5 protein-coding genes are annotated in these 23736 nt (G+C 77.7%); all 5 read right to left on the reverse strand.

Annotated elements, in window-relative coordinates; all coding sequences use genetic code 11:
- Positions 1 to 114: 114 nt before the first annotated feature.
- The 5 genes from Sdagh_RS33230 to Sdagh_RS33265 are packed head-to-tail and all read right to left on the reverse strand — an operon-like array spanning position 115 to position 23734.
- Positions 115 to 2541 carry an amino acid adenylation domain-containing protein gene (locus Sdagh_RS33230; protein ID WP_190078083.1) on the reverse strand — a complete coding sequence of 809 codons (2427 nt, stop codon included), beginning with the start codon at positions 2539 to 2541 and terminating at the stop codon, positions 115 to 117.
- A complete protein-coding gene (fabD, locus tag Sdagh_RS33235) occupies positions 2535 to 3485 on the reverse strand; it encodes an ACP S-malonyltransferase (RefSeq protein ID WP_190078084.1) in 951 nt (316 codons plus the stop codon). The genes Sdagh_RS33230 and fabD overlap by 7 nt, the downstream gene beginning before the upstream one ends.
- Positions 3482 to 9346, reverse strand: a complete 5865-nt coding sequence (locus tag Sdagh_RS33240; protein WP_190078085.1) for a condensation domain-containing protein — start codon at positions 9344 to 9346, stop codon at positions 3482 to 3484. Before Sdagh_RS33240 ends, fabD begins: the two co-directional genes overlap by 4 nt.
- Complete coding sequence (locus tag Sdagh_RS36585) at positions 9343 to 17172, reverse strand: non-ribosomal peptide synthetase (RefSeq protein WP_190078086.1); 7830 nt, start codon at positions 17170 to 17172, stop codon at positions 9343 to 9345. The genes Sdagh_RS33240 and Sdagh_RS36585 overlap by 4 nt, the downstream gene beginning before the upstream one ends.
- 10 nt (positions 17173 to 17182) lie before the next feature.
- Positions 17183 to 23734 carry an SDR family NAD(P)-dependent oxidoreductase gene (locus tag Sdagh_RS33265; RefSeq protein WP_190078087.1) on the reverse strand — a complete coding sequence of 2184 codons (6552 nt, stop codon included), beginning with the start codon at positions 23732 to 23734 and terminating at the stop codon, positions 17183 to 17185.
- Between the last annotated feature and the right edge of the window lie 2 nt (positions 23735 to 23736).

The raw sequence follows: 23736 nt of genomic DNA on the forward strand, positions 1-23736 counted from the left end.
CTCGCTTCGCAAGGTGTGGCGGCGGCGGAGGCCCGGTGGTCCGGTCGTCCGCCGGCCCCCGCGGAACGCTGCGTTCGGCCGACGCAGAACGTTCCGTAGTGTTTCATATCGCCCTCAGCGCGGTCCAGCGCTCCCGGCACCTCCCTGATGGTCCGTCAGCTCCGGGAGGCGGGCGTGGTCGATCTTGCCGTTCGCCGTGACCGGCAGGGCGTCGGTGAGCACGATGCGCTGCGGCACCATGTAGGCCGGTACGGCGTTGCGCAGCGCGTCCCGCAGTTCGTCCCGGACCACCGCCGCGTCGCGGGCCAGCGCCTCGGGAGCCAGCGCGGCGTGGGCCACGAGCCGGGCCCGGCCGTCGGCCGCGCGGTCCACCGACGCCACCGCGCGCCGGACCGCCGGCAGCCGGTCGAGCACCGACTCGATCTCGCCCAGCTCGATCCGGTGCCCCCTGATCTTCACCTGGCGGTCCTTGCGCCCCAGGAACTCGATGGCGCCGTCGGTCCGCCACAGGCCCAGGTCGCCCGTACGGTACAGCCGTTCGCCGAGTGCGGGGTGGACCGGGAACCGGGCAGCGGTCTGCTCCTCGTCGCCGGCGTACCCGCGGGCCAGGCCCTGTCCGGCGATGTGCAGTTCCCCCGCGCAGCCGACCGGCACCGGACGGCCCTCGTCGTCGAGGATGTGGAAGGACTGCCCGCGCAGCGGACGGCCGTAGGGGATGCTCCGCCAGTGGTCCGGTACGGTCCCCACCGGTTGGCAGATCGACCAGATCGCGGCCTCCGTCGCGCCGCCGGCGCTGATCACCCGCACGCCGGGCACCAGCGCCCGCAGCCGGTCCGGCAGGGTCACCGGGATCCAGTCGCCCGACAGCAGGACGCAGCGCAGCGACGCCAGTTGCCGCGCCGCGCCGCCGGGGTCGGACTCGGCCAGGTCCAGCAGCATCTGCATCAGGGCGGGTGCCGTGTTCCACAAGGTGACCCGGTGCCGCTCCACGAGGTCGAGCCAGTGCTGCGGGTCCCGCTCGCCGTCCGGTTCGGGCAGGACCAGCGCCCCGCCCGCGCCGAGGACCCCGAAGATGTCGTACACGGACAGGTCGAAGCTGAGCGCCGAGAGACCCAGCACCCGGTCGCGGGGGCCGACGCCCAGACGGTCGGTGATGTCGTCCACGGTGACGCGGGCGGCGGCGTGGTCCACGACCACGCCCTTCGGCTCCCCCGTCGAACCGGAGGTGAAGATGACGTACGCGGGGGAGTCGGGGGCCGCACCGGTGTCCGGCGACGGCTCGCCGGGCACCCGCGCGGCCTCGGCGGGGTCCGGCTCCGGGTCCGGGCCGATCGGCACCTCGGTGACCTCCGGTGGCAGTCCGGGCCGGACACCGGGTGCCACGACGGCGTACGCGATGTCCGCCCTGCGGCAGACGGCTGCGATCCGCGGTCCCGGCCACGCCGGGTCCACCGGCACGTACACCGCGCCCTGCCGGGCGACCGCGAGCACCGCCGCGATCTGGTCGAACCCCTTGGGCAGCGTGACGGCGACCGTGCTGCCCGCCCGTACCCCCGCCCGGTGCAGGAGCCGTGCGATCCCCCCGGCCCGGTCCGCCAGCGCCCCGTGCGACAGCGAGCCGGACGCCCCCAGCAGCGCGGGCGCGTCCGGTGCACGGCGGGCGGCGGCCCGCGCCGGGGCGTCGAGCTGCGGCCCGGCCGCGGGGAACGGGCGTGCGGTGAGCGGTTCCCGGAAGGCGAAGGTGGGGTCCCAGCCGAGGTCCGTCCGCAGCCAGGCGTCCGCCGTGCCGGACAGTGCCGCCAGCAGCGTCGCGTACGCCGTGCCGAGGCCGCGGGTCAGCGGGTCGCCGCCCTGCTCCGGTACCGCGCCCCGCCGCTCCCACCGGGCGTACGGTCCGGGGCCCGACGGGTCGACGACGAGGAGGTACTCCAGCCGGTCCTCCCCGGCGCGCGGCAGCGGCGCGCCCAGCCCGAGGCGGACGACGGGGCCGGCGGCGGGCGGGGCGACGGCCCGCAGGTCCCGGGCGTAGGCGGCGAAGCCCGACCAGTGCAGCGGGTCGGGTCCCGGCAACCGGACGGTGCCCGGGGCGTCCGTCCCCCCGACGGTCAGCTCCAGGGGGGCCGTGCCGCAGGACCAGCGCGCCAGGGTGAGCGTGGCCGCCGCCGCCAGGGCCTGTGCCAGGGCCAGTCCGTGGTCGCGGGCGCGGGCGGTGAGGCGGTCCACGAGAACGGCGTCGAGCGGCACGAGGTGCACGCCGGGCGGGTCCGGGTCCGCTCCGGGGCGGTGCGCCGGCGGCGTCCGGAGCGTGCGGCGGTCCACCAGACGGGCGACCGCGCGCGCCGAACCCCCGTCGAGCAGCCGCCGCAGCGGGACGTCGACGCCGTCGGCCGCGCGCAGCCGGTCCCGCAGCAGCACCGCCGTCCACGGTTGCAGCCCGAGTGCCGTCAGGGGCAGGTCGGGATCGATCCGCCGGGTGTCCACGCCGAGCACGGCGGCCAGGTGGCCGGTCACCACGCCGGCGGGGAAGGGGGACGTCACCATGCCTCCTGAGCGATGAGTTCGCGGTGACCGGGGCGGTGCGGCTCCGGTGCCGGGGACGTGCGGGCCGCTCGCGCGGCGTGCCGGTCGCGCTCCTTGACGATCCGGTCGACCATGCCGGTCAGGGCGGTGCCCCCGCCGACCTCCACGAAGTGCGGCGGGCTGTCCTCGTCGAGGCCGATCAGGTACTCCACCGACTCCGTCCAGCGCACCGGGTGGTCGATCTGCTCGGTCAGGGCGGCGGCCAGCTCCGCCGGCCGGTGCGGGCGGGCCGTCCGGTTGGCGATGACGGGGCACCGCGGCGGACCGAAGGGCGTGGCCCGCAGCAGGGGGCCCAGCTCCCGTGCGGCGGGGCTCATGTGGGGGGAGTGGAACGGGCCGCTGACCGGCAGCCGGCGCGCCAGCTTCGCCCCCGCGTCCGTCAGGATCAGCTCCATCATCTCCAGGTCCTCGCGCGGCCCCGCCAGCACCATCTGGTCGGGGGCGTTGAGGTTGGCCAGGTGCACGGCCGCGAACCCGGAGCGGTGCAGCAGGAAACGGAGCGTGGACTCCCGCAGACCGACGACCACGCTCATGCCGCCGCCGGTCACGGCCGCCATCGCCGCGGCGCGCGCCGCCACCAGGCGCAGTCCCTCGGCGAAGCCGAGCACCCCGGCCGCGACCAGGGCGTTGTACTCGCCGAGGCTGTGGCCGAGGACCGCGTCGGGGTGTTCGCCCCGGTCCGCCAGCGCGTGGTGCGCCAGCGCGTTGACGACGTAGACGGCGGGCTGGGTGTAGCGCGTGTCGTTCAGTTGGCCGTCCCGGCCGCCGGTCAGGCAGAGGTCGCGGATCGAGTAGCCGAGCACCTCGTCGGCCTCGGCGGTGAGGTCCGGGTAGCGGTCGAACAGCCCCTCTCCCATGCCCCGTCGCTGGCTGCCCTGCCCGGCGAACATGTGGACCGTGGTCATGTCGTCTCCTCCCTTCCCGCGACCCGGGCGGCCAGCAGCTCGCCGAGGGCGGGCGCGTGGCGGTGCGAGAGCAGGCTGATGTGGTTGCCGGGGATCTCCTCCACCGTGACGAGCGGACAGTGCTCCGCCCAGCCCATCGCGGGCCGCGCGTAGTAGGTGTCCGAGGCGTCGAAGGCGCTGCCCCGGCCGAAATCCGTCTCCGCGGCCCGCAGGACGAGCAGCGGACCCGGATAGGGGCCCGGCCGGTACGACTCGACCGCGCCGAGTGTCTCGCGCAGCAGCGCGAACGGGTCGGCACCCGTGGTGCCCATCCAGTCGGCCACCGAGGCGAGTTCGTCGAGGTACTCGTCGGGTGCCAGCTCGGCCGCGTCGGGACCGCCGGAGCCGGGGGCGCGGGACGCCGCCCCGGCGCGGGTCCGCTCGTACGCCTCGACCTGCCGCAGGAAGCTCCCGTCGGCCGTGGTGTCGGTCCGCTGCCCGGTCGGCGCCGCCGCGTCCAGCATCACCACGAGGTCGGGCGCCCGCCCCTCGGCGCGCAGGGCCCGCGCCAGCTCGTAGGCGATGGCCCCGCCCCCGGAGAACCCGCCGAGGACGACCCGCTCGCCGGGTGCCGGCGGCGGCACGGCCCGCGCGTAGGCCCGGGCGAGTTCCTCGACGGTACGGGCCGGGGGCTCACCGGTCAGGACCGTACGCACGTCCTGGACGCCGACCAGGCGGGCCGGGCCGGGGAAGTGGGCGGCCAGCGCGCCGTAGCAGGCGACCTGACCGCCCGGCGGGTGCACCAGGTACACCGTCACCGGTGTGCCGTCGGCGTCCGGACCGGGTTCGCGCAGCGGAACGAGCGGGTCCACGGCGTCCGGCGCGTCCGGCGCCTCCGGTGGCCCGTCGCCCCGCACGTCGTCCGCGCGGCGTCCGGCCAGGAACGCGGCCAGTTCCCCGGCCACCGGGTGCCGTACCAGGTCGCCCAGGGTGAGGGGCGGGGCGCCGAGATCCGCCAGGGCCCGCAGCAACCGGACCGAGAGCAGCGAGTGGCCGCCCAGTTCGTAGAAGTGGTCGCCCGGGGCCACCTCCCCGACGCCGAGCACCTCGCGGAAGGCGTCCCGTACCAGGCCGGCGTCGCGCGCCGACGGCGGCCAGGCCACGGGCCGGTCCGCGGGCCGGGCGAGGACCCCGCCCGTGCCGCGCGGGGCGAGCCCGGGCAGGTCCTCGTCCCCGATGCGGCCGACCAGGTCCCGCACGGTCAGGCCGTCCGGGTCGTCGGCCAGCCGGCGCAGCGAACGGTCCCACAGCTCGGCGAGCCGGTCCGCGTCCCCCTTCTCGACGCGGCCCGGGTCCGGCACGAACACCGTCACCAGCGCTCCGGCGGCACGGTGCACGACGGCGGTCACGGCGTAGCCGGTGCGCGCCCCGGTGGCCGTGGGCACCTCCACCTCGCAGCCGGCCGCCGCGAGCCGCTCCCCGACATCGCCCAGTGAGGCCGGGTAGTTCTCCACCACCAGGAGACTGTCGAAGAGCGGTTCACGGCCCGGCAGCCCGGCCCATCCGTGGATCTGGCCGGTGCTCACCCATTCGAAGTCCTGCAGGTCGAGCGTCGCCTCCCGGGCCCGCTCGACCAGGTCGGCGACGCGGTCGTCCGGGTCCACGGCCAGGTCCAGCGGCAGGGTGGTGGCGAGCATGCCGGGGATGCCGCGTACCCCGTCGGGGCCGTTCGCGCGGCCGGACAGCGTCACTCCGAGCCGGGCCCGGCCCGTGCCGCCGCCCCCGGCGCAGCGCCACAGCAGGGCGGCCCACACGGCCTGCAGCACATTGCTCTCGGTGGCGGCGTGCCGGGCCGCCCACACCCGCAGCGCGTCGGCGGCGTCTCCGGGCAGTTCGGTACGGACCTCCGCGGCCGGGGCCGGCGCGGCCGGTGCGGTGACCGGCCGGAGCACCCCGGGCAGGACGGCCGCGCGAGGACCGGCGAGCCTCTCCGACCAGTAGGCGCGGGCCCGGTCCTCGTCCCGGCCGGCCACCCAGGCGGCGTGGTCGCGGGCATCGGGCCGCCGCGGCCGGGCCGCCGCCGGGTCGGTGCCGTCCAGGTATGCCTCGTAGAGCTGCCCGAGGAGCAGGGCGACGCTCCAGCCGTCGAGCAGCGCGTGGTGGAACGTCAGCAGGACGCGGTGGCCGTCCGCCTCCCGCCGTACCGTCACCCGCAGCAGGGGCTCGCCGGCCGTGCCGAAGCCCCGGTCGCGTTCGGCCCGCACGACCTCCTCCCACGGGGTGCTGTCCGGACCGTCCGCCGTGAGCCAGGTGAGCGGCGGCCGGTCCTCGGGCGGGGCCGTGAGGCACGGGGGCGTGCCGTCCGCCACCCGGGCGCGCAGGACGATGTGACGACGCGCCAGCACCCGCCAGGCGCGGGCGAACCGCTCCCGGTCGAAGGCCCCCCGCCACCACCAGTGGAACTGCTCCACGTGCCGTCCGGCCGCCGCCGCGAGGGCCTCCGCCACCACGCCGTACTGCTGGGGGGTGAGCGGCCAGCTCACGGCGCCGGACGTGCCGGTGCCGTCCGCCGTGCCACCGCCGGGGCAGGCCAGTTCGGTCAGGGCGACGCGCACCTGGGTGCTCAGGGAGCGCACACTGCCGGCGTCGAGGCCGTCGGCCGCCGCGGGGCTCCACACCACGCCCACCCGCAGCCGCCCGTCGCGGACCACCGCGTACACCTCCACCGGATACGGCCGCCGCGCCCGCGGCGAACGGTCCCCGGGCGGCGGCGCGGCCGGTGCGAACCGGTCCGAGACCGCCAGCCGGTCGGTCTGCCCCAGGTAGTTGAACGAGACGAGGGCCGGCGGCACCGCGGCCAGCTCCTCACGCAGGTCCGCGTCCGGGGAGAGGTGACGGTAGGCCAGGAAACCCGCGTGGCCGGCGGGGGCGGCGAGCGCACCGGCGGCCTCGCGCAGGAACTCCTCGGCCCCGGCCTGCCGCGGGCCGCTGACGACCACCGGATCGACAGAGGTCAGCCAGCCCACGGTACGGGACAGGTCGGCCCCCGCACACGCCCGCGGACCGGGCCCGGCCGCGCTGTCGAGGCGGCCGTGCGTCTCCACGTCCAGGGTGACCAGACGGCAGCCCCGCCACCGGGCGAGGGCGAGCGCCACCGCGCCGGTGAGGACCGTGTGCACCGGCAGGCCGAGCCGCCGGGGCACGTCGGTCAGCAGCAGCTTCGTCGGGTCCGCGGCCAGGACGAACTCCTCGTGCCGCCCCTCCTCCTCGCGGCCCGGCGGCAGGGACGCGAGGAGACCGTCGCACTCGTGCCGGACCTCGGCCACCGCCCGCCAGTAGGCGGCACCCTCGGGATCGGCGGCGGCGCGGGCGAGGAGGGCGGCCCAGGCGCGCTCCCCGGTCGGCTCGGGCGGCAGGCGGGGCAGTTCGCCCTCCCGCAGCGCGCCGAGCGCCGTGTCCAGGTCGGACAGGACGATCCCCCAGGAGACGGCGTCCATCACCAGGTGGTGCGCGGTCAGGCGCAGGATGTCCTCACACGCCGGTTCGTCGGACTCCGCATCGCCGGAGCCGGCTTCGCCGGAGTCGGGGGAGGCCGTGGCGCCGCGGACCAGCAGGGCGCCGAAGACCCGGCCCGCCTCCGGGTCGAGGCCGCGCTGCACGTCCCGCCAGCGCCGCTCGGCCTCGCCGTCGTCCCCGCCGGCGTCGACGACCGTGAGCAGGTCGCGTACCGCTCGGCCGGAGGGCGCCGGCGCGGGCCGTACCCGGTGGTCCGCGCCGGCGATGGCGATCCGGCAGGTGAGAGCCGGGTGGGCGGCGAGGACGCACTGAAGGGCCAGCCGTACGAGGAGCGGGTCGGCCGGCTGCCGCAGCCGTACGGCGGCCGACAGGTTCCAGTGCCGGCGTTCCGGCCCTGCGACGCGCTCGAAGAACCACGACTGGACCGGTGACGGGCCGGGGACGGCGGGCGCGGCGCCCGTCCGGGGCGGTACGGGCGCCGGGGCGTCCCCGCCGTCGTCCGGGGGTGGCGGCGCGGACGCCCGGCCGGTGAGCAGGCGGGCCAGCGCGCCCGGTGTGGGGTCGCGGAAGACGTCGCGGGCCGACAGCGAGAACCCGGCCCCGCGCAACCGGGTCACCAACTGCACGGCGAGGATGGAGTCGCCGCCCGCGGCGAAGAAGTTCGGCCCGTCCGGGCCGGCGTCCGCCCCCTCGCCCCCCTCGTCCGTGGAGAGTCCCGGCAGCAGGGCGGCCCACGCCTCCCGGCACGCCGCCAGCGCCCTCGCGTCCACGGGGGCGGGGACGCCGGATCCGGACCGGTCCTGACCGGCGCCGCCGGAGGCCCGGGCGGGGGTGGCCGTGCCCGTCACGGAAGCCGCTCCGTGCGGCCGGGCCGCACCCGGCGCCTCGCGCAGCGCCCGGCCGAGGACCTCGGCGACCGGAGCGTCGGGGGCTGCCGCCAGCGCCCCGGCCACCGCGGCCACCTCGGCGGCGCAGCGCTCCGCCGACGGCCGGTCGAACCGTTCCCGGTCGTACTTGAGCAGGCCCCGGATCTCACCGTCGCGTTCCACCAGGGTCAGGTTGACGTGCCCCACGCCCGGCTGCTGGATCTCCTCCACGATCGCGGCCGTGAGGCCGGGGGCGATGTCGCCCGCCGGGTCCGCCTGCTCGTGCAGGAAGGCGAACGGGCAGGTGAACGGGGAGCCGTCCTCCGGGTCGAAGCCGTCGTCCAGGAGTTCCGCGATGCGGGGGAAGGGCAGGTCGCAGTGGTCGAGACCGGCGGTGAGTTCGGCGCGTACGGCACGGACGTATCCGGCGGCCGTCGTCGTGCCGCCGTCGTCGCCCGCGGGGAGCGGGGAGCGGACCGGTATCAGGTTGGTGAGGTAGCCGACGGTCCGGTCGAAGCGCGCGTCGTGCCGGATGGCGACCGGGGTGCCCACGGCCAGCCGCCGCCCGGGATCGTGCCGGCCGAGGGTCAGCAGGTAGGCGGCGAGCAGCACGGCGAACACGCTGGAGCGGCTCCGCGCGGCGAACGACCGCAACGCCGCCGTCTCCCCGGTGCCGAACCGGACGGGGACGCTCGCCGACGCCCGGGTCCGCCGGGTGGTCCCGGGCCGGTCGAAGGGGAGCAGCGGTGCTCCCGTCACCCCGGACATCCGTTCGCGCCAGAAGCCGGTCAGCCGCTCCTGGTCCTGTGCGGCGCGTTCGGCGCGCAGGGCGGCGTAGTCGGCGAACGACGGCCCTGCGGGCCCCGGGGCCCCAGGATCGTCCGGCGCCCGGTACAGCGCCCACAGGTCCTGCAGCACCACCACCGACGAATGCCCGTCGAAGACCAGGTGGTGCACGACGAGGAGCAGGTGGTGGTGGTCCGGGGCGTGCGCGAACAGCACGGCGCGCAGCAGGCCCCGCTCGGGGTCCAGGGGCCGTGCCGCCTCGCGCGCCGGGGCCGCCCGGTACGACTCGGGCGGCGCGTCCGCATCGCCGGCCGCCTCCCGCACCTCCAGGCGCGGTGGGGCGGGCGCGGCCACGAGGACCGGGCCGTCCGGCCGGGCCGCGACCCGGGTGGCCAGCACGGGGTGACGGGCCGTCAGCGCGTCGAAGGCCCGTGACAGGCGGGGCACGTCGAGTGGCCCGCGCAGTTCGACCGCGACCGGGATGTCGTACAGCCCGGTGCCGGGGTCGAGCCGGTGCAGGAACAGCAGACCGCGCTGCTCCGGTGTCAGGGGGATCTCCGAGGGCTGCTCCGGCCGTTCCGGGGCGGTGGTCGCGGGGCCCGGCCCCGGGGAGGTGTCCCCGCCCCGGCGCAGCAGGGACTTCAGCCGCTCCCGCTTGGCCTCGACGGTCTCGTCCGGGGTGCCGTCCGTGCGGGTGCTCGTGGGTGCGCTCATGACTCCTCGGCAGGTCGGAGGGCGGCGGTGTGCCGGGCCAGCAGGGCGTCGAGGACGGACTCGTCGAGTGCGTCGATCTCGTCCTCGGACAGGGCGAAGGCGTCCTGCGGAACGGACCGCGGCGCGGCGGGCGGGAACGCGGCCGCGGCGAGCGCGCCGAGCACCGGCCGCTCGTACAGTTCCGTCAGGGACGGGGCACGGCCGCCGGCGGCGGAGATCGCGTGCACGATCCGCACCAGGCGCAGGCTGTCCACGCCCAGGGTGAGCAGATCGGTGCCCTCGGTGAGGCGGGCGGCGGGCAGGCCGGTCTCGCGCGCCACGATGCCGGCCAGGCGGAGCAGGGGGTCACGGGGCGCGGGTTCCGCCGGAGGCACGTCCCGGGGGGTGAGGTCCCCGGCGGTGGTGCTCCGGGCGGGGGCGTCCTGGGCGGGGGCGTCGCGGGCACCGGTTTCCCGGGAGCCGGCGTCCTGCGCGGCGGTGTCCTGGGCGTCGGCGGGCAGGACCGGTTCCGGGGCCGGTCCCGGAACCGTGGGCGTGGGGCCGCTGGCCGCGTCCGGGGGTGCGGGAGCCTCCTGTCCCCGTGGGGCGACCGGGGCGGTGTCGACGGGGGTCGGGGGCAGCGCGGCCCGGGGTACGCCCCCAGGCGCGGGCGGCCACGGGGCGTCCGCGCCGTCGAGCCACCCGGACGGCAGGTCGGGCTCCCGGTCCTCGGGGACCCCGGCACCGGTCACCACGACGCCGCCGCCCTGGCGCGACACCCGCTCCGCGAGGGCGCGCAGCGCCGGTACGGCGCCGTCCCCGGTGACCACCACCGCCGCCCGGCAGCGCCGGTCGCGGCGCCCGCCGCGCAGCGCCGCCGCGACGGTGTGCAGCGGCGGCGCCTCCCGCTCCAGGTGGTCGGCGAGGCGGCCGGCGTACGCGGCCAGAGCGGCCGGGGAGCCGGCGCTCAGCGGCAGCGTCACGGGTCCGGCGGGCACCGGGCCGCACGCCCGGACCGGCGGTGCCTCCAGCACCACACTGGCGTAGCCGCCCGTGCCCGCGAAGCTGTTGAGCAGGACCCGGCGCCGCGCGGGCCAGGGCTCCACGGCCCCGACGACCCGCACCCGGCCGTCACCACCGGGGGACGAGGCGTCGGGCGGCAGCGGGGTCGGCAGCAGCCGGTCCTGCCGGAACTGCGCCAGCACCTTCGCCAGCTGCCCGAAGGCGGAGGCCGCTTCCATGTGGCCGAGCACGCCCTTGACGGAGCCCACCGGGACCGGCTGCGGCCGGTCGCCGAGCACCCGCCCGAGCACCTCCAGCTCCAGGGCGTCCGCGACGGCGGCGCCGGTCGCCGACGACTCGACGTACCCGATGTCGTCCGCGGTGACGCCCGCGTCGTCGAGGGCCGCGCGCATGGTCTCCTCCTGGCGCCGGGGGCTCGGCATGCCGTACCCCCGGGTGGTCCCCGCGTGCCGGCAGGAGCCGCCCCGCAGGACCGCGTGCACGGGGTCGCCGTCCGCGAGCGCCCGCTCCAGCGGCTTCAGGAGCACCGCGCCGACGCCCTCCCCCAGGATCCAGCCGTCGGACCGGCCCGACAGCGGACGGGAGCCGGCCGACGCGGCGAGCAGTCCCGTCTCGGCCAGGAACTCGAGGTGCGCACCGTCCAGGACGAGGTTCACGGCCGCCGCCACGGCCGTGGTGCACTGACCGCCGCGCAGGGCCCGCAGCGCCGCGTCGACCGCCGCGAGCCCCGAGGCGCAGCCCGCGTCGACCACCAGGCTCGTCCCGTGGAAGTCGAAGGCGTGCGAGACGCGGTGCGCCAGCCCGGTCATCGTCGGCACGGCGCGCGGCGCGGTGCCGCCCCCGCGCCGTCCGTGGTCGTGCCACATGGCCCCGGTGAACACCCCGACGGGGCCCGCCGCGGACAGCGTCTCGGGGCGTGTCCCGGCGTTCTCCAGACAGCCCCGCACCACGGCGAGCAGCAGGTGTTCCTGCGGATCGACGGCGGCGGCCTCCTGCGGCGGGATGCCCCACTCGTCCGGCTCCCAGGCGGAGACATCGGGCAGATAGGCGCCCACGGTGGCACCGCCGCGCGCGGCACGCGGGGCGGGGGAGGGCGCGCGGCCGGGGGGCGGCGGGCCGATCGCGGTGCCGCCCTCGGCGAGCAGCCGCCCGAGCCCGGCGACGCTGTCGGCGGGGTCCGCGCCCGGCAGCAGCCCGGCGAACCCGATCACCGCGACCGCGCCCGGGGGCACCTCACCCGCAGCGGACGCCGCCGAGCAGGGTGACGGCGCGGTGCCCGTCGGCGAGACGTCCGACGCCGGCGGGGGGGACGGCGAGACGCCCGACGCCGGGAGGGCCGGCGGAGAGATGCCCGACGCAGGAAGGACCGCCGTCGACGTGGCCGGTGTCGCCGTGGCGGGTTCCGGCGCGGCCGGGGAGTCCGGCAGGGCGCCGCCCCACAGCGAGACCACCAGGTCCTGGCCGTCGTCCAGCGCGAAGTGCTCCCGCACCGCGGTGAAGTCCATGTCGCCGATGGGGCACAGGCCCAGCCCCAGTCCGCTCGCGCGTTCCATGGCCGCCTGGCACATGTGCCCCGCCTCCACCGCGGTGTACCGGGTGCCGAGGGCCCGGCCGTAGGCCGGTTCGATGGCGCGGGGCGTGGAGACCAGGAAGAGACCGAAGGCGGCGCCCGTGAACAGCGGCCGGTTGTACCGGACCTGGCTGCGCTCGTCGAGCACGGCGCCCTCGGTGACGGGGACCAGGGCGCGCTCCGCCGGGTCCAGGTAATAGACGCCGGGTCCGAGGCCGGTGACCCGGCCCGGCTTCACGTACACGTACACCTGGACCGGGTAGAAGCCGCCCGCCGACGGGTAGGGCCGCCGGGTCCCGTGCCCCGGGCCCGGCTGGGTGAACGAGCGGGCCAGCAGCGACAGCCCGCGGAAGGACAGCGGCGCCGGGTCGAACTCCCGGACCGAGCCCCCGCACCCGCCGGCCGGCCCGTCGTCCGCCGGCAGGTCGAGGGCGACCCTGGGCCGGTCCTCGGGGAACCGGCGCAACGAGCGCCGTTCCGCCTTGAAGGCGGCCTTCGCCTCCGGGTCGAAGGCGATCCGCACGTCCGCGGCGTCCCGGGGCCCTGCCGGGCCGCCCCGCGCGCCGGCGCCGTCGGCGGCACCGGCGCCGGCGGGCGCGGCGGCCAGCCCCTCGGCCACGCCCCGGGCGGTCGGGCGGGTCACCAGGAGGTCGACCGGCACCCGGGTGCCGTGGCGCCGCTCGATCTCCCGGGCCAGCCGGATCATGGTGAAGGAGGTGGCGCCGAGCGCGAACAGGTCGTCGTCCGGGCCGACCGCCGTCCCGTCCAGCAGCGAGGCGGCGAGCTGGGCGACGGCCTCGGCGTCCGGCGCGCAGGCCGCCGCCGGCCCCGGGCGGTCCCGCGGCGCGGGCGCGGCGGCGGTGCGCCCCGGCGCGTCGAGCAGCCGGCCGGCCGCCGCCCGGTCGAGCTTGCCGTTCGGGGTCAGGGGCAGCGCGTCGGTGAACACCGTCCGGGACGGAAGGAGCGGCGCGGGCAGCGTACGCGCCAGCTCCGCCCGCAGCCGGGCCACCGGGACGGGGCCCCCGTCCCCGGCCACGCACACCGCCGCGAGCTGCGGCTCGTCACCCGGTCCCCGCCACGGCAGGACCCGGGCCTGGGCGATCCCCGGCACCGCCAGCAGCGCCGCCTCGACCTCGCCCGCCTCCACCCGCAGCCCGCGGATCTTGAACTGGTCGTCCTGGCGTCCCAGATAGCGCAGCAGGCCGTCGGGGCCGACCCGGCCCAGGTCGCCCGTGCGGTACAGCCGGCCGCCCCCGTCCTCCGCGAACGGCGACGGCACGAAACGCAGGGCCTGCTCCTCGGGGCGCCGGTGGTAGCCGAGCCCCACCGCGGGTCCGCCGACGCAGATCTCCCCGGGCTCACCGGCGGCGACGGGGCTGAGCCGGGCGTCCAGGAGCCGGATGACGGTGTTGTCGATGGGCCGGCCCAGCGGGACGTCGGTGCCGGACCAGCCGGGGGGCACCGCCCAGTGCGTGACGTCGATGGCGGCTTCCGTGGGCCCGTACAGGTTGTGCAGCTCCGCACCGGGCAGCACCCGCCCGAAGGCGTGCGCGGTGGCGGCCGGCAGGGCCTCGCCGCTGGCCAGCACCAGGCGCAGCGAACCGGCCCGCGCGGCCTCCGGCTCGGCCAGGAACAGCGCGAGCATCGACGGGACGAAATGGGCGACCGTCACCCCGCTCTCCCGGAACCAGCGGGCCAGGTAGGCGGGCGACCGGTGCCCCTCGGGCCGCGCCACCACCACGGCGGCCCCGGCGAGCAGCGGCCAGAAGAACTCCCAGACCGACACGTCGAAGCCGTACGGCGTCTTCTGCGCGACCCGGTCGCCGGGCCGGAGCCGGAACGTCTCCTGAGCCCAGTTCAGCCGGTTGGAGACGGCCCGGTGGGCGTTGGGACAGCCCTTGGGGCGGCCCGTGGTGCCCGACGTGTAGATCATGTACGCCGGGTCCGCGGGCGTGGCCCCGGACTCCAGCGGGCCGTCGTCGAGGTGCCGGTAGGCGGCGCCGGACGGGTCGACGGCCACCACCGGAGCGGTGCTCCCCTCCAGGCCGGTCCGACATCGCTCGTCGGTGAGGACGAGGACCGGTTCGCAGTCCTCCGCCAGCAACCGGGTACGGGCCGGCGGGTGGGCGGGGTCGAGCGGGACGTACGCCGCACCGGCCCGTACCACCGCCAGCAGCGCCGTCACCAGGGCCGCGGAGCGGTCCATGCGCACCGCGACCCGGGTGCCCGGTCCGGCGCCGGACGCCCGCAGGAACCGGGCGAGCCGGGCGCTGCGGGCGCCGAGTTCGCGGTAGGTCAGCTCCTCGTCCTCGAAGCGCACCGCGAGGCGGTCGGCGTGGGCCGCCAGGGCGCGTTCGAGGCGGTCGGCGAGCGTCAGCTCCGGGCGGAAGTCCCGCGCCGGACCCCGCAGCGCGGCCTGGACGGCACCACCGGCCGGTGCGCCGGCCGGACCCGGAGCCGGACGGGTGTCCGCGCCGGCCGGGTCCGGGACCGGACGCGTCTCCGCGCCGGCCAGGTCCCGTACGACGGCCGCGTAGTCGGCGAACAGGGCGTCGAGCAGGCCGTCGGGCAGGACGCCCGCGCGGGCGTCCCACTGGCAGACCAGGGTGTCGCCGACGAACATCGGCACGTGGTCGACGGCCACCCCCGAGGTCCTCGACTGGCTGTGGCGCAGCTCCACCCCAGGGATGCCGTCGGGCTGTTCGGCCGGCAGCCGGGTGAAGACCACCGGGAACGGCGGGACGGCGCCCGGCCGGGTCCGGGCGCGCGCCGCGGCCAGGCCGTCCGCCACCGCCGAGCGCTCCAGGTCGACGCGGAGCCGCGCGTCCACCGCCCGCACCCGCGCCCCGAACTCCGCCGGCAGCGAGTCGTCCACGACGAGCCAGCTCAGCCGGGTGAAGTCCGTGACCAGTTCCCCGGCACCCGGCGGGTTCTCCGGCCGGTCCCAGGAGACCACCACGACGGTGAACGGCTCGCCCGGAGCGCAGGCCCGGCGCCAGACGTCGCAGTAGACGGTGAGCAGGACGATGTCCGGGGCCACCCCCCACTCGTCCGCCCGGGCCCGCAGCGCCCGCCACCCCGGCACGTCCAGCCGCCGGTGCTCGCTGCCCGCCGTCGCCGGCGCCACCGCGCGGCGGGCGGGCCCCGGGCCGTCCGGCACGCGGGCGAGCACCTCGTCCCACACGGCGCGCGCCGCGTCGGCGGCGGGGCCCTGCCGGGCCCGTTCGCGAGCCCGGAGGAAGGGGCCGAACGGCGGGGGCGCCGCGGGGAGCACCCGCTCGGGCGGCTCCCCGGCGTGCAGCCGGAACAGCTGGTGGAACAGCGTCGCCACCGCACGCGCGTCCGCCACCAGGGCGTCGAACAGGACGTGCAGGACGACGGAACCGTCGGGCAGCGCACTGGTCTCCAACCGCCACAGCGGGCCCTCGTCGAGCGGCAGGGAGGTCGCGGCGAGCCGGCCGCGCCGCTCGGTCTCGGCCCGCTCCGCCCCGGCCGGTGACAGGTGCGTCAGGTCGTGGTGCGGGATGCGCGGGGCCGCGGGGTCCGCGGGGGCGGGGTCCACCGACAGCGTCCCGTCCTCGCCGATGCGTGCCCGCAGCGCCGGATGCCGCCGGACGAGGAGCCGCCACGCGTCGCCGAGGCGCCGCAGGTCGGGCGAGGTGAGCCGGAACTCCTGGTGCACCCGGGTCTCCCCGGCGACGCCGGGCGTCGTCAGGCGGCCCACCAGGTACGCGGTCTGCATGGCCGTCAGGGGCAGTCTCGTCCGGGCGTCCTCCGGTTCCTCGGCGGCCCCGGCCTCCGGCGCGGGCCGGGGCTCGAACAGGGCGGCCGGGTCCGGCAGGCCGGCCGCCTCGTCCGGGGCGAGGTCCGCCAGGGTGCCGAGCGCCGTGGACCAGGCGGAGAGGAGCCGGTCGGCGAGGTCAGGGCCGATCGCCTCCTCGTCGTGGTCGAGGACGACGTGCAGTTCGCCCGCCCGTTCGTGCACGATGCACTCCAGCCACACCCCGGGGGTGCGGGTCCGGCCGGCCTCCGTGCGCGCGGCGGACGCCCAGACGTCGTCCCCGGCGCCATGTGCCGTCCCCGCGGTCCCGAGACCGTTCCCGAGGGTGCCGAGCATGCTGGTGAAGACGTACGGTGGCGCCCCCGGTCCGTCGCCGTCGCGCGCGGCCCGTTCCCGCAGCGCGCGCACCCCGCTGACCGCGCCGTGCTCCAGGTCGGCCCACAACTGGTCGCGGACCGCGCCGCTGAGCACCGCGAGGGAAGCGGTCGGCGGCGGTGCGAGGAACACCGACGTGGACACGAACGGACCGACGACGCGGGGGACGTCCGGGTGCACGGGCAGCCGGTTGTACGTGGTGATGACCAGCGGCAGCGGCCCGGCGCCGTCCGGCGGCAGCAGCCGGTGCAGCAGACTTCCGTACAGGGTCAGCAGCAGCGCCGAGGGGGTCACCCGCAGTGCCGCCGCGTGCCCGGTGACGCGCCGCCAGCGGTCGGCGGGGAGCCGCAGCGTCAGCCGGCGCCGCGCGGCGCCCGCCGCCGCGGGTCCCCGGACGCCGCGGGTGCCCGCCGCGCCGGGGTGTCCGCCGCCCGCGCGCGGGGCCGGCCGCATCCGCACCCCGGACAGCTTGTCCCGCCAGTAGGCCAGGGCGGCCTCGGTGCGCGCCGGGTTCTCGCGGGCGCGCACCGCCTCGACGTAGTCGCGGAAACCGAGAGCGGGCGGGGGCGGGACCGGTCCGCCCCGGTACAGCGCGTACCAGCGGTGCAGCAGCAGGGACACGCTCGGGCCGTCCACCACCAGTTCGTCGAGCGCGAGATGGACCCGTGCGCGGCCACCGGGCAGCAGGGCGACCGCCATGACGAACAGCGGCCCGTCGTACGGGTCGAGGGGCGTCCCGTGGCAGCGTTCGCGCAGTCGCTCCAGCGCGGCGTCGCGGTCGTCGGGACCCGCGGCGCGCAGGTCCGTGACGGGCAGCCGGTGGCGCGGTACGCGGGGCCGCACGGCCTGCCGGCCGTCGGGCAGGATGACGGCGCGCAGCATCCCGGTCTCGGCGACGACCGCGTTCCAGGCGTCCTCCAGCGCCGTCGGGTCGACGTCCGCGACGTCGAACTCCACGTAGACCCGGGCCGCCGATCCGGCCTCCCAGAAACGGCCCACGCAGTAGGCCTCCTGCATGTCCGTGAGCGGGAAGGCGTCCGGTGGCGACGCCGTGCCCGCCGGGGCGGAGGCCACGCTGTCGGTTCGGGTCGGCTGCACTGCGGCTCCTTCAGGAGTGGTTGCGGGGGTGGGCGCGGGGCAGGCCGGCGGCAGTGGCGCCGATCCGCTCGGCGAGCGCGGTGAGCGGGGCGTCGCCGCCGAGCAGGTCGAGCGGCAGCTCCACCCCGAACTCCTCCTCGGCCGCGAAACGCAGACTCATCAGGTTCAGCGAGTCCATGCCCAGCCCGGTCAGGGAGTGCCCGGGGTCGACGCCGGCCTCCGGGTCCGGGACCCGGGGCCGGACGAGCGCGACGAGACGCGCGAGCACGTCGTCGTACCCGGAGTGCGGTCGCGCGGCGGGAAGCGCGGCGCGCTCGCCGCCCCCGGTGCCGGGCGCACTGTCCGCCGCGCCGCCGACCGCCCCGTCCGACGCGCCGGCCGCCGGGCCGGCCGGGCGGGCGCCGGCGCCGGCGCCCGGTGGTGCGGCGGTGTACGGCCGTCCCCCGTCCTGGTCCGCGCGCGCCTCATGGACGGCGGGGACGCGCGGACCGCCGGTGAGCGGGCCGGTGTCCGGGGCCGGGGGACCGCCGGGCGTCGCGCCGGGGTCCGGGGCCGTGGCCTCCACCCAGATCCGCCGGCGCAGGAAGACCGGCGGCGGCAGCGGCACGATCCGGCCGCCGGGCGCCAGTTCGCTCCAGCGCACCGGCACCCCCTGGGTCCACAGCCGGCCGACCCGGCCGTACTCCCCGGCGGCCCACAACGCGGTCAGGTACGACCGCAGCGCCTCGTCGTCCACGAAGGACTCGGTGTCGGCCGGGTGGGTCCGTACGTCGTTGATGTGCACCCCCGCGGGCAGTGCGGCACCGGGGGCCGCGCCGCAGGCCGCGACGGCGGCGAGGGTACGGGCCAGCTCCGCCGTCGTGCGGGCGGTGCAGGCCAGCCGGCAGGGCTGCTCGGCACGCCCGCTGCGCAAGGTGTATGCCAGGTCGCCGAGGTCGGTGCCGGGCCCCGGGCCGCCGGCGTCGTCCAGCCAGGCCCCGAGCCGTCCGGCGGACGCGGCCAGGTGTGCCGCGCTGGGGGCCCGCAGCAGGACCAGCACCGGTGCCAGCGCCGCGCCGCCGCCCGGCCCGCCCGCCCGTTTCCCCGCGCCGTGCAGCGCCGGGTCGTACGCCTCCAGCACGGCATGCGCGTTCACCCCTCCGGCGCCGAAGGAACTGACCCCGGCCCGGCGCGGCACCGCACTCCCGCCCGGCCGGTCCGGCGCGGGCCAGGCGGCGTGCCCGGTCGTCAGGGCGAACGGCCCCGCGGAGAGGTCGAGCGCGGGATTGACCTCGTCGGCGTGCAGGGTCGGCAGCAGCTCGCCGTGGCGCAGTTGCAGCACCACCTTGGTCAGCGCGGCCAGACCGGCCACGGACTCGCCGTGCCCGATCTGCGACTTGACCGAGCCGAGCGCCACGGGGGCGACGGTGCCCGCCGCCGCGGAACGGCCGCCGAACACCCGGGTGAGCGCGGTGACTTCGATCGGGTCGCCCAGTTCGGTCCCGGTGCCGTGCGCCTCGATCAGGCCGACCGTCGCGGGATCCACCCCGGCCCGGGAGAGCGCCCGCCGGATGACCCGCTCCTGCGCCTGCGGGCTGGGCGCGGTGTAGCCGTGGCCGCGTCCGGCGTGGCCGACGGCGGTGCCGCGGACCACCGCGTACACCTGGTCACCGTCGGCGAGGGCCCGCTCCAGGGGTTTGACGACCACGGCGCCGACTCCCTCGCCCGGGCCGAAACCGGTGCCCCCGCGTCCGAACGAGCGGCACCGGCCGTCCGGCGAGAGGAACCCGAACTCCTTGAGCAGCAGCAGCCGTGACGGGTGGAGGTAGAGATTGACGCCCGCCACGAGCGCCGCGCCGCACTCGCCCCGCTCGATGGCCTGCGCCGCGAGGTGGAGGGCCGTCAGGGAGGACGAGCAGGCGGTGTCCACGGGCTGGCTGGGCCCCCGCAGGTCCAGCAGGTAGGAGATCCGGTTGGCGGTGCTCCAGTAGTGCCCGGCGGGGACGGTGCGGTTGCCCCGGGCCCAGGTCTCGATCCCCACCTTCTGGTAGTCGCTGGAGGTGACGCCGACGAACACCCCGACGCTCCGGGGTTCCCCGGTGTCGTCGCACAGGGCGTCCAGCCGTTCCCCGAGCGCCCCGGCGTCCTCCAGGGCCTCCACGGCCGTCTCCAGCAGCAGCCGTTCCTGCGGGTCCACCAGGGCCGACTCGTACGGACTCAGCCCGAAGAAATCCGCGTCGAAGTGGTCCACACCGGTCAGGAAGTGGCCCCGTACGTCATCGACGGCCGAACCCGGGCGCCAACGGTCACGGGGGACCGGGCCGGAGGTGTCGCGGCCCTCGCGCAGGTTGGCGAGGAACGCGGTGAGGTCGGGCGCGCCGGGATAGCGGCCGCTCATGCCGACGACGGCCAGAGCGTCCGCCGGCCGCCGTTCGCCGGGGGCGGTGCGGAGGCCGGGCGTCGGGTCCTCCCGGAGGGTGGGGGCCCGGTCCTCCCGGGGAATGGGGGCCCGGTCCGCCCCGGTGACGGGCACGGTGGCCCGGTGTGGTGGGGCGGTGGCCGCTGCGGGGGACGCCGGAGCGGGGTGCCCGGACGGCCGATGGTTCGGTGCTGGTGCTGGTGCTGGTGCTGGTGCTGGTGCTGGTGCTGGTGCTGGTGCCTCGCCGGTCCGGGGCGCGAGCAGCGCGGCCAGGTCGGCCAGCGAGGCCGCGGCGAAGATCTCCGGGGCGGAGACCCGCGCGACGGCCGCGGTGAGGGCGTCGGCGAGCGCCCGCAGCGTCAGCGAGTCGAAACCGAGGTCGCGCAGCGCGGCCCCCATGCGCACCGTGTGCGGGGGCATCCCGGTCACCTCCGAGACGACCCGGCGCACCCGGCCGGGCACGTCCCCGCCGTCCGGGTCCGCGGACGCGACCGGCGCGACCGGCGCGGCCGGCGCGACCGGCGCGGGTGCGGCGGGCGGGGGGACCGGGGAGACCGGGGGGACCGGGGGGAACACCTGGGCGGGGGAGCGCTCGTGCTCCCCGCGGGCGCCGTCCGGCTCCGGTCCCGTGGCGTCGAGTACGCGGAAGGCGCCGAGCGTCGCTTCCCACGGGTCCCGCCGCCCGTGGTGCACCGCCACGACCGGGGGCGCGTCCGGCAGGGTCAGGAGCGCTTCCAGCACGGCCAGTCCGGTCGCCGTGGGGAGGGGCTCGGCGCCGGTGCGCTCGCGCATGGTGGCGAGCACCGCGTCCGGTACCGACATCCCGCCGTCCCGCCACAACGGCCACCCCACGGACAGGGTGCGCCCGGAGCGTTCGCCCCGGGCCACGGCCACCCGGCGCCCCTCGGCGAAACCGTCGAGGAAGCCGTTGCCGCTCGCGTAGTCCGACTGACCGAGGTTGCCCACGGTGCCCGACACCGACGCGTACAGCACGAAGAGGTCCAGCGCGACGTCCGCGGTCGCCGCGTCCAGGGCCCGGACACCGTCGGCCTTCGGCCCGATCACCTCGTCGGCGTCCTCGGGTCGCTTGCGGACGAGATAGGCGTCGCGCAGCACACCGGCGGCGTGGAACACCCCGTGCAGGGCTCCCTCGGTGGCCAGCACGTCCGTGACCAGGGCCCGTACGGCCGCCGTGTCGGTGACGTCCACCGGTGCGTAGCGCGCCGACGCGCCGAGGCCGGCGAGGGCGGCACGGTCGCTGTCCGCGAGGGCCTCCGGCGGGCGCCGGCCGCACAGCACCACCCGGGCGCCGTACCGTTCGACGAGGTGACGGGCCGTCAGCAGGCCGAGCCCGCCGAGCCCGCCGGTGATCAGGTGGACGCCACCGGGGCGGATCGGGGCGTCCGGGCCGGCCGTCGCGCCCGGCGCGTCGATCCGGCGCAGCAGACGGCTGAGCCGGCGGCCCGCCCGCAGGTCCACGATCCGGCCCGACCCGGCGTCGGGACCCGCGCACTCCCGGGCCAGCGGGACCGCGCAGCCCACGTCGAGACGGTCCACCAGGACGACCCGGCCGGTCAGACGCGGATTCTCGTGCGCGAGGCTCTGCGCGAAACCGGCGGCGGCCAGGGCCGTCGACGGGTCCTCGGCGGCCACCACCAGGTGCAGCGACCGCTTCCACAGCCCGGTGAGCATCTCGCGGACCGGACCGAACAGCGGAGCCCAGCAGGGCTGCGGGGCGTCGGCGGGCAGCGGCACCAGGACGGTCAGCCGTTCGCCGGGCCCGTGGGCCGACAGTTCCGCCACCACCCGGGGCGGCTCGCCGCCGGGCCCCACCGGCCGCACCGCCCCGGGCCACACCGGGGCGAGGGCCGCGAGCAGCCCGCCCGGCGTCCCGGGGGAGCGGACGTCCTCCCGTGCGGTCATCGCGTCCGTGACGACCAGCAGCGGTCCCGGCGCGTCGTCGGGCTCCGGTGGCGGTTCGGGCCGCCAGCGGGGCACGTAGAGGCTGACGCCGTCCAGCGACGGAGCGGGCGTGCCCGCGGCCGGGGGAGCGGCGAGGGCCCGCGCGCCGGGGACCGGACGGACCGGATCGCCTGCCGCCGTACCGCCTGCCGTCGTGCCGCCTGCCGCCGTACCACTCCCCGTGCCGGTGCCGGCGGCGGTTCCCGTGTCCTCCTCCACCCAGTAGCGCCGCGCGGACGGCACCGAACCGGGCAGCGCGACCGTCCGGCCGAGGCCCGGCGGGAACACCCGGTGCCAGTCGACGGGGTGCTGGAGGGTGTAGAGCCGGCCGAGGGCCAGCAGGTCGTCACGGGCGGCCGGGCCGGGAGAGGCCAGGCGCGCGTAGAGCCGCTCCGGCGACGGCTCCGGAACCGGCCCGGGGTGGCCGCCGGGCCCGTCCGGTGCCGGGACCGTCCACGGTCCCGCCGTCCGCCCGTCGGCGAACGCGGCCAGCGCGGCGGCCAGTTCGCGCCGGTCCTCGGCGACCACGGCCAGCCGCCGGTCCCGGTGGACCCGGCCGTGGGCGAGCGTACGGGCCACGTCGTGCACCGTCACGTCCGAGTCGGCGGCCGGGCCGGCCAGCCAGTCGGCGAGCGCGTGGGCCTCGGCGGTGAGCAGTTCCGGGCCGCGTGCCGAGAGCACGACCAGCGCCGGTCCCGTCCCGCCGCCGGGACCGCGCGGCGGCGGCGCCTCCACCACGACGTGCGCGTTGGTCCCGCTCAGTCCGAACGAGCTGACGGCCGCCCGCCACGGCCGCCCCGTCACGGGGGGCAGGGCCACGGGCCCGCCGGCCGGCCGGAACGGCCCCTGGCCGAACGGGATGCGCGGGTTGGGTTCGGTGAAATGCGGGGTGGGCGGGACCCGCCCGGAGACGACCACCTCCATCGCCTTGAACAGCCCGGCCAGCCCCGCCGCCGCCGAACTGTGCCCCACATTGGCCTTCACCGATCCCACCGGAATGTGCCCGGCGGCCGGCGTGACACCGGCGAAGGCGTCGTTGAGCGCGGAGATCTCCAGGGGATCGCCCAGGGGGGTGCCGGTGCCGTGGCACTCGACGTAGTCGATCGTCGACGGGTCGATCCCGAACCGGCGGTAGGTGTCCCGGACGAGTGCCGTCTGGGCGCGGGGAGAGGGCGCGGTCAGCCCGTTGCTCGCGCCGTCGTGATTGATGCCGGAGGCACGGATCACCAATTGGACGGGGTCACCGTCGGCCAGCGCCCGGCGCAGCGGCTTCAGGAGGACCGCGGCACTGCCCTCACCGGGCACGAAGCCGTCCGCCGCCGCGTCGAAGGGGCGGCACCGGCCGGTCGGGGACAGCATCCCCGCCTTGCTCATGTAGATGTACGGCAACTCGGTGGTGTAGAGGGTGACTCCGCCCGCCAGCATCATGTCGGCCTCGCCCAGCCACAGGGCCTGGCACGCCTGGTGCAGGGCGACGAGGGAACTGGAACACGCGGTGTCCACGGCGGCGACGGGCCCGGCGAGGTCGAGCAGGTAGGCGACCCGGGCCGCGAGGATCGACTGGGAGTTGCCCTGCATCACCTGCGGCAGCCGGGAGTGCGGGCTGGAGCGCTCGATCCGGTGGGCGTAGTCGTTGAGCATCACGCCCGCGTACACGCCGCAGCGCGTCCCGGCCAGGTCCGGCGGCGCGTAACCCGCGTTCTCCACCGCTCGCCAGCACTCCTGGAGGAACAACCGGGCCTGCGGGTCGGTCAGTTCGGCCTCGCGCGGGGTCATCCGGAACAGTTCCGCGTCGAAGCCGGCGGCGTCCTCCAGCATGCCGCCCCAGCGGGAGAGCGACCGGGCGGGCGCGGCCGGGTCCGGGTCGTACCAGCGCTGGACGGGCCAGCGGTCCGGCGGCACCTCGCCGACGGTGTCCAGGCCCTCGCGGACCACGCGCCGGAACGCGTCGAGCCCGTCGGCGCCGGGGAACCTGGCACCGCACCCGATGACGGCGATCGGCTCCGGCGTCCCGCGCGCCTCGTCACCGGGGGCCTGGCCGGCGGGCCCGGGGGAGGAAGGGGGCCGCCGAGGTGCGGTCCCCGGTGCGGGCGGGGCCGCCCGTGCGGCGGCCAGCAGGGCCAGGACCTCGCGTTTCGACAGTTCGCCGGCGGCGAACCGGCCCAGGATCTCCCGTGTGCCCGTACCGGACGGCTCGCTCATAC

The organism is Streptomyces daghestanicus (assembly GCF_020521275.1).
GTDB lineage: Bacteria > Actinomycetota > Actinomycetes > Streptomycetales > Streptomycetaceae > Streptomyces > Streptomyces griseoviridis.

Bases quoted from the DNA above. Each gene is read 5' to 3' on its own strand.
- Sdagh_RS33230 (WP_190078083.1), bottom strand. From the start codon at position 2,541: ATGGTGACGTCCCCCTTCCCCGCCGGCGTGGTGACCGGCCACCTGGCC.
- fabD (WP_190078084.1), bottom strand. From the start codon at position 3,485: ATGACCACGGTCCACATGTTCGCCGGGCAGGGCAGCCAGCGACGGGGC.
- Sdagh_RS33240 (WP_190078085.1), bottom strand. From the start codon at position 9,346: ATGAGCGCACCCACGAGCACCCGCACGGACGGCACCCCGGACGAGACC.
- Sdagh_RS33265 (WP_190078087.1), bottom strand. From the start codon at position 23,734: ATGAGCGAGCCGTCCGGTACGGGCACACGGGAGATCCTGGGCCGGTTC.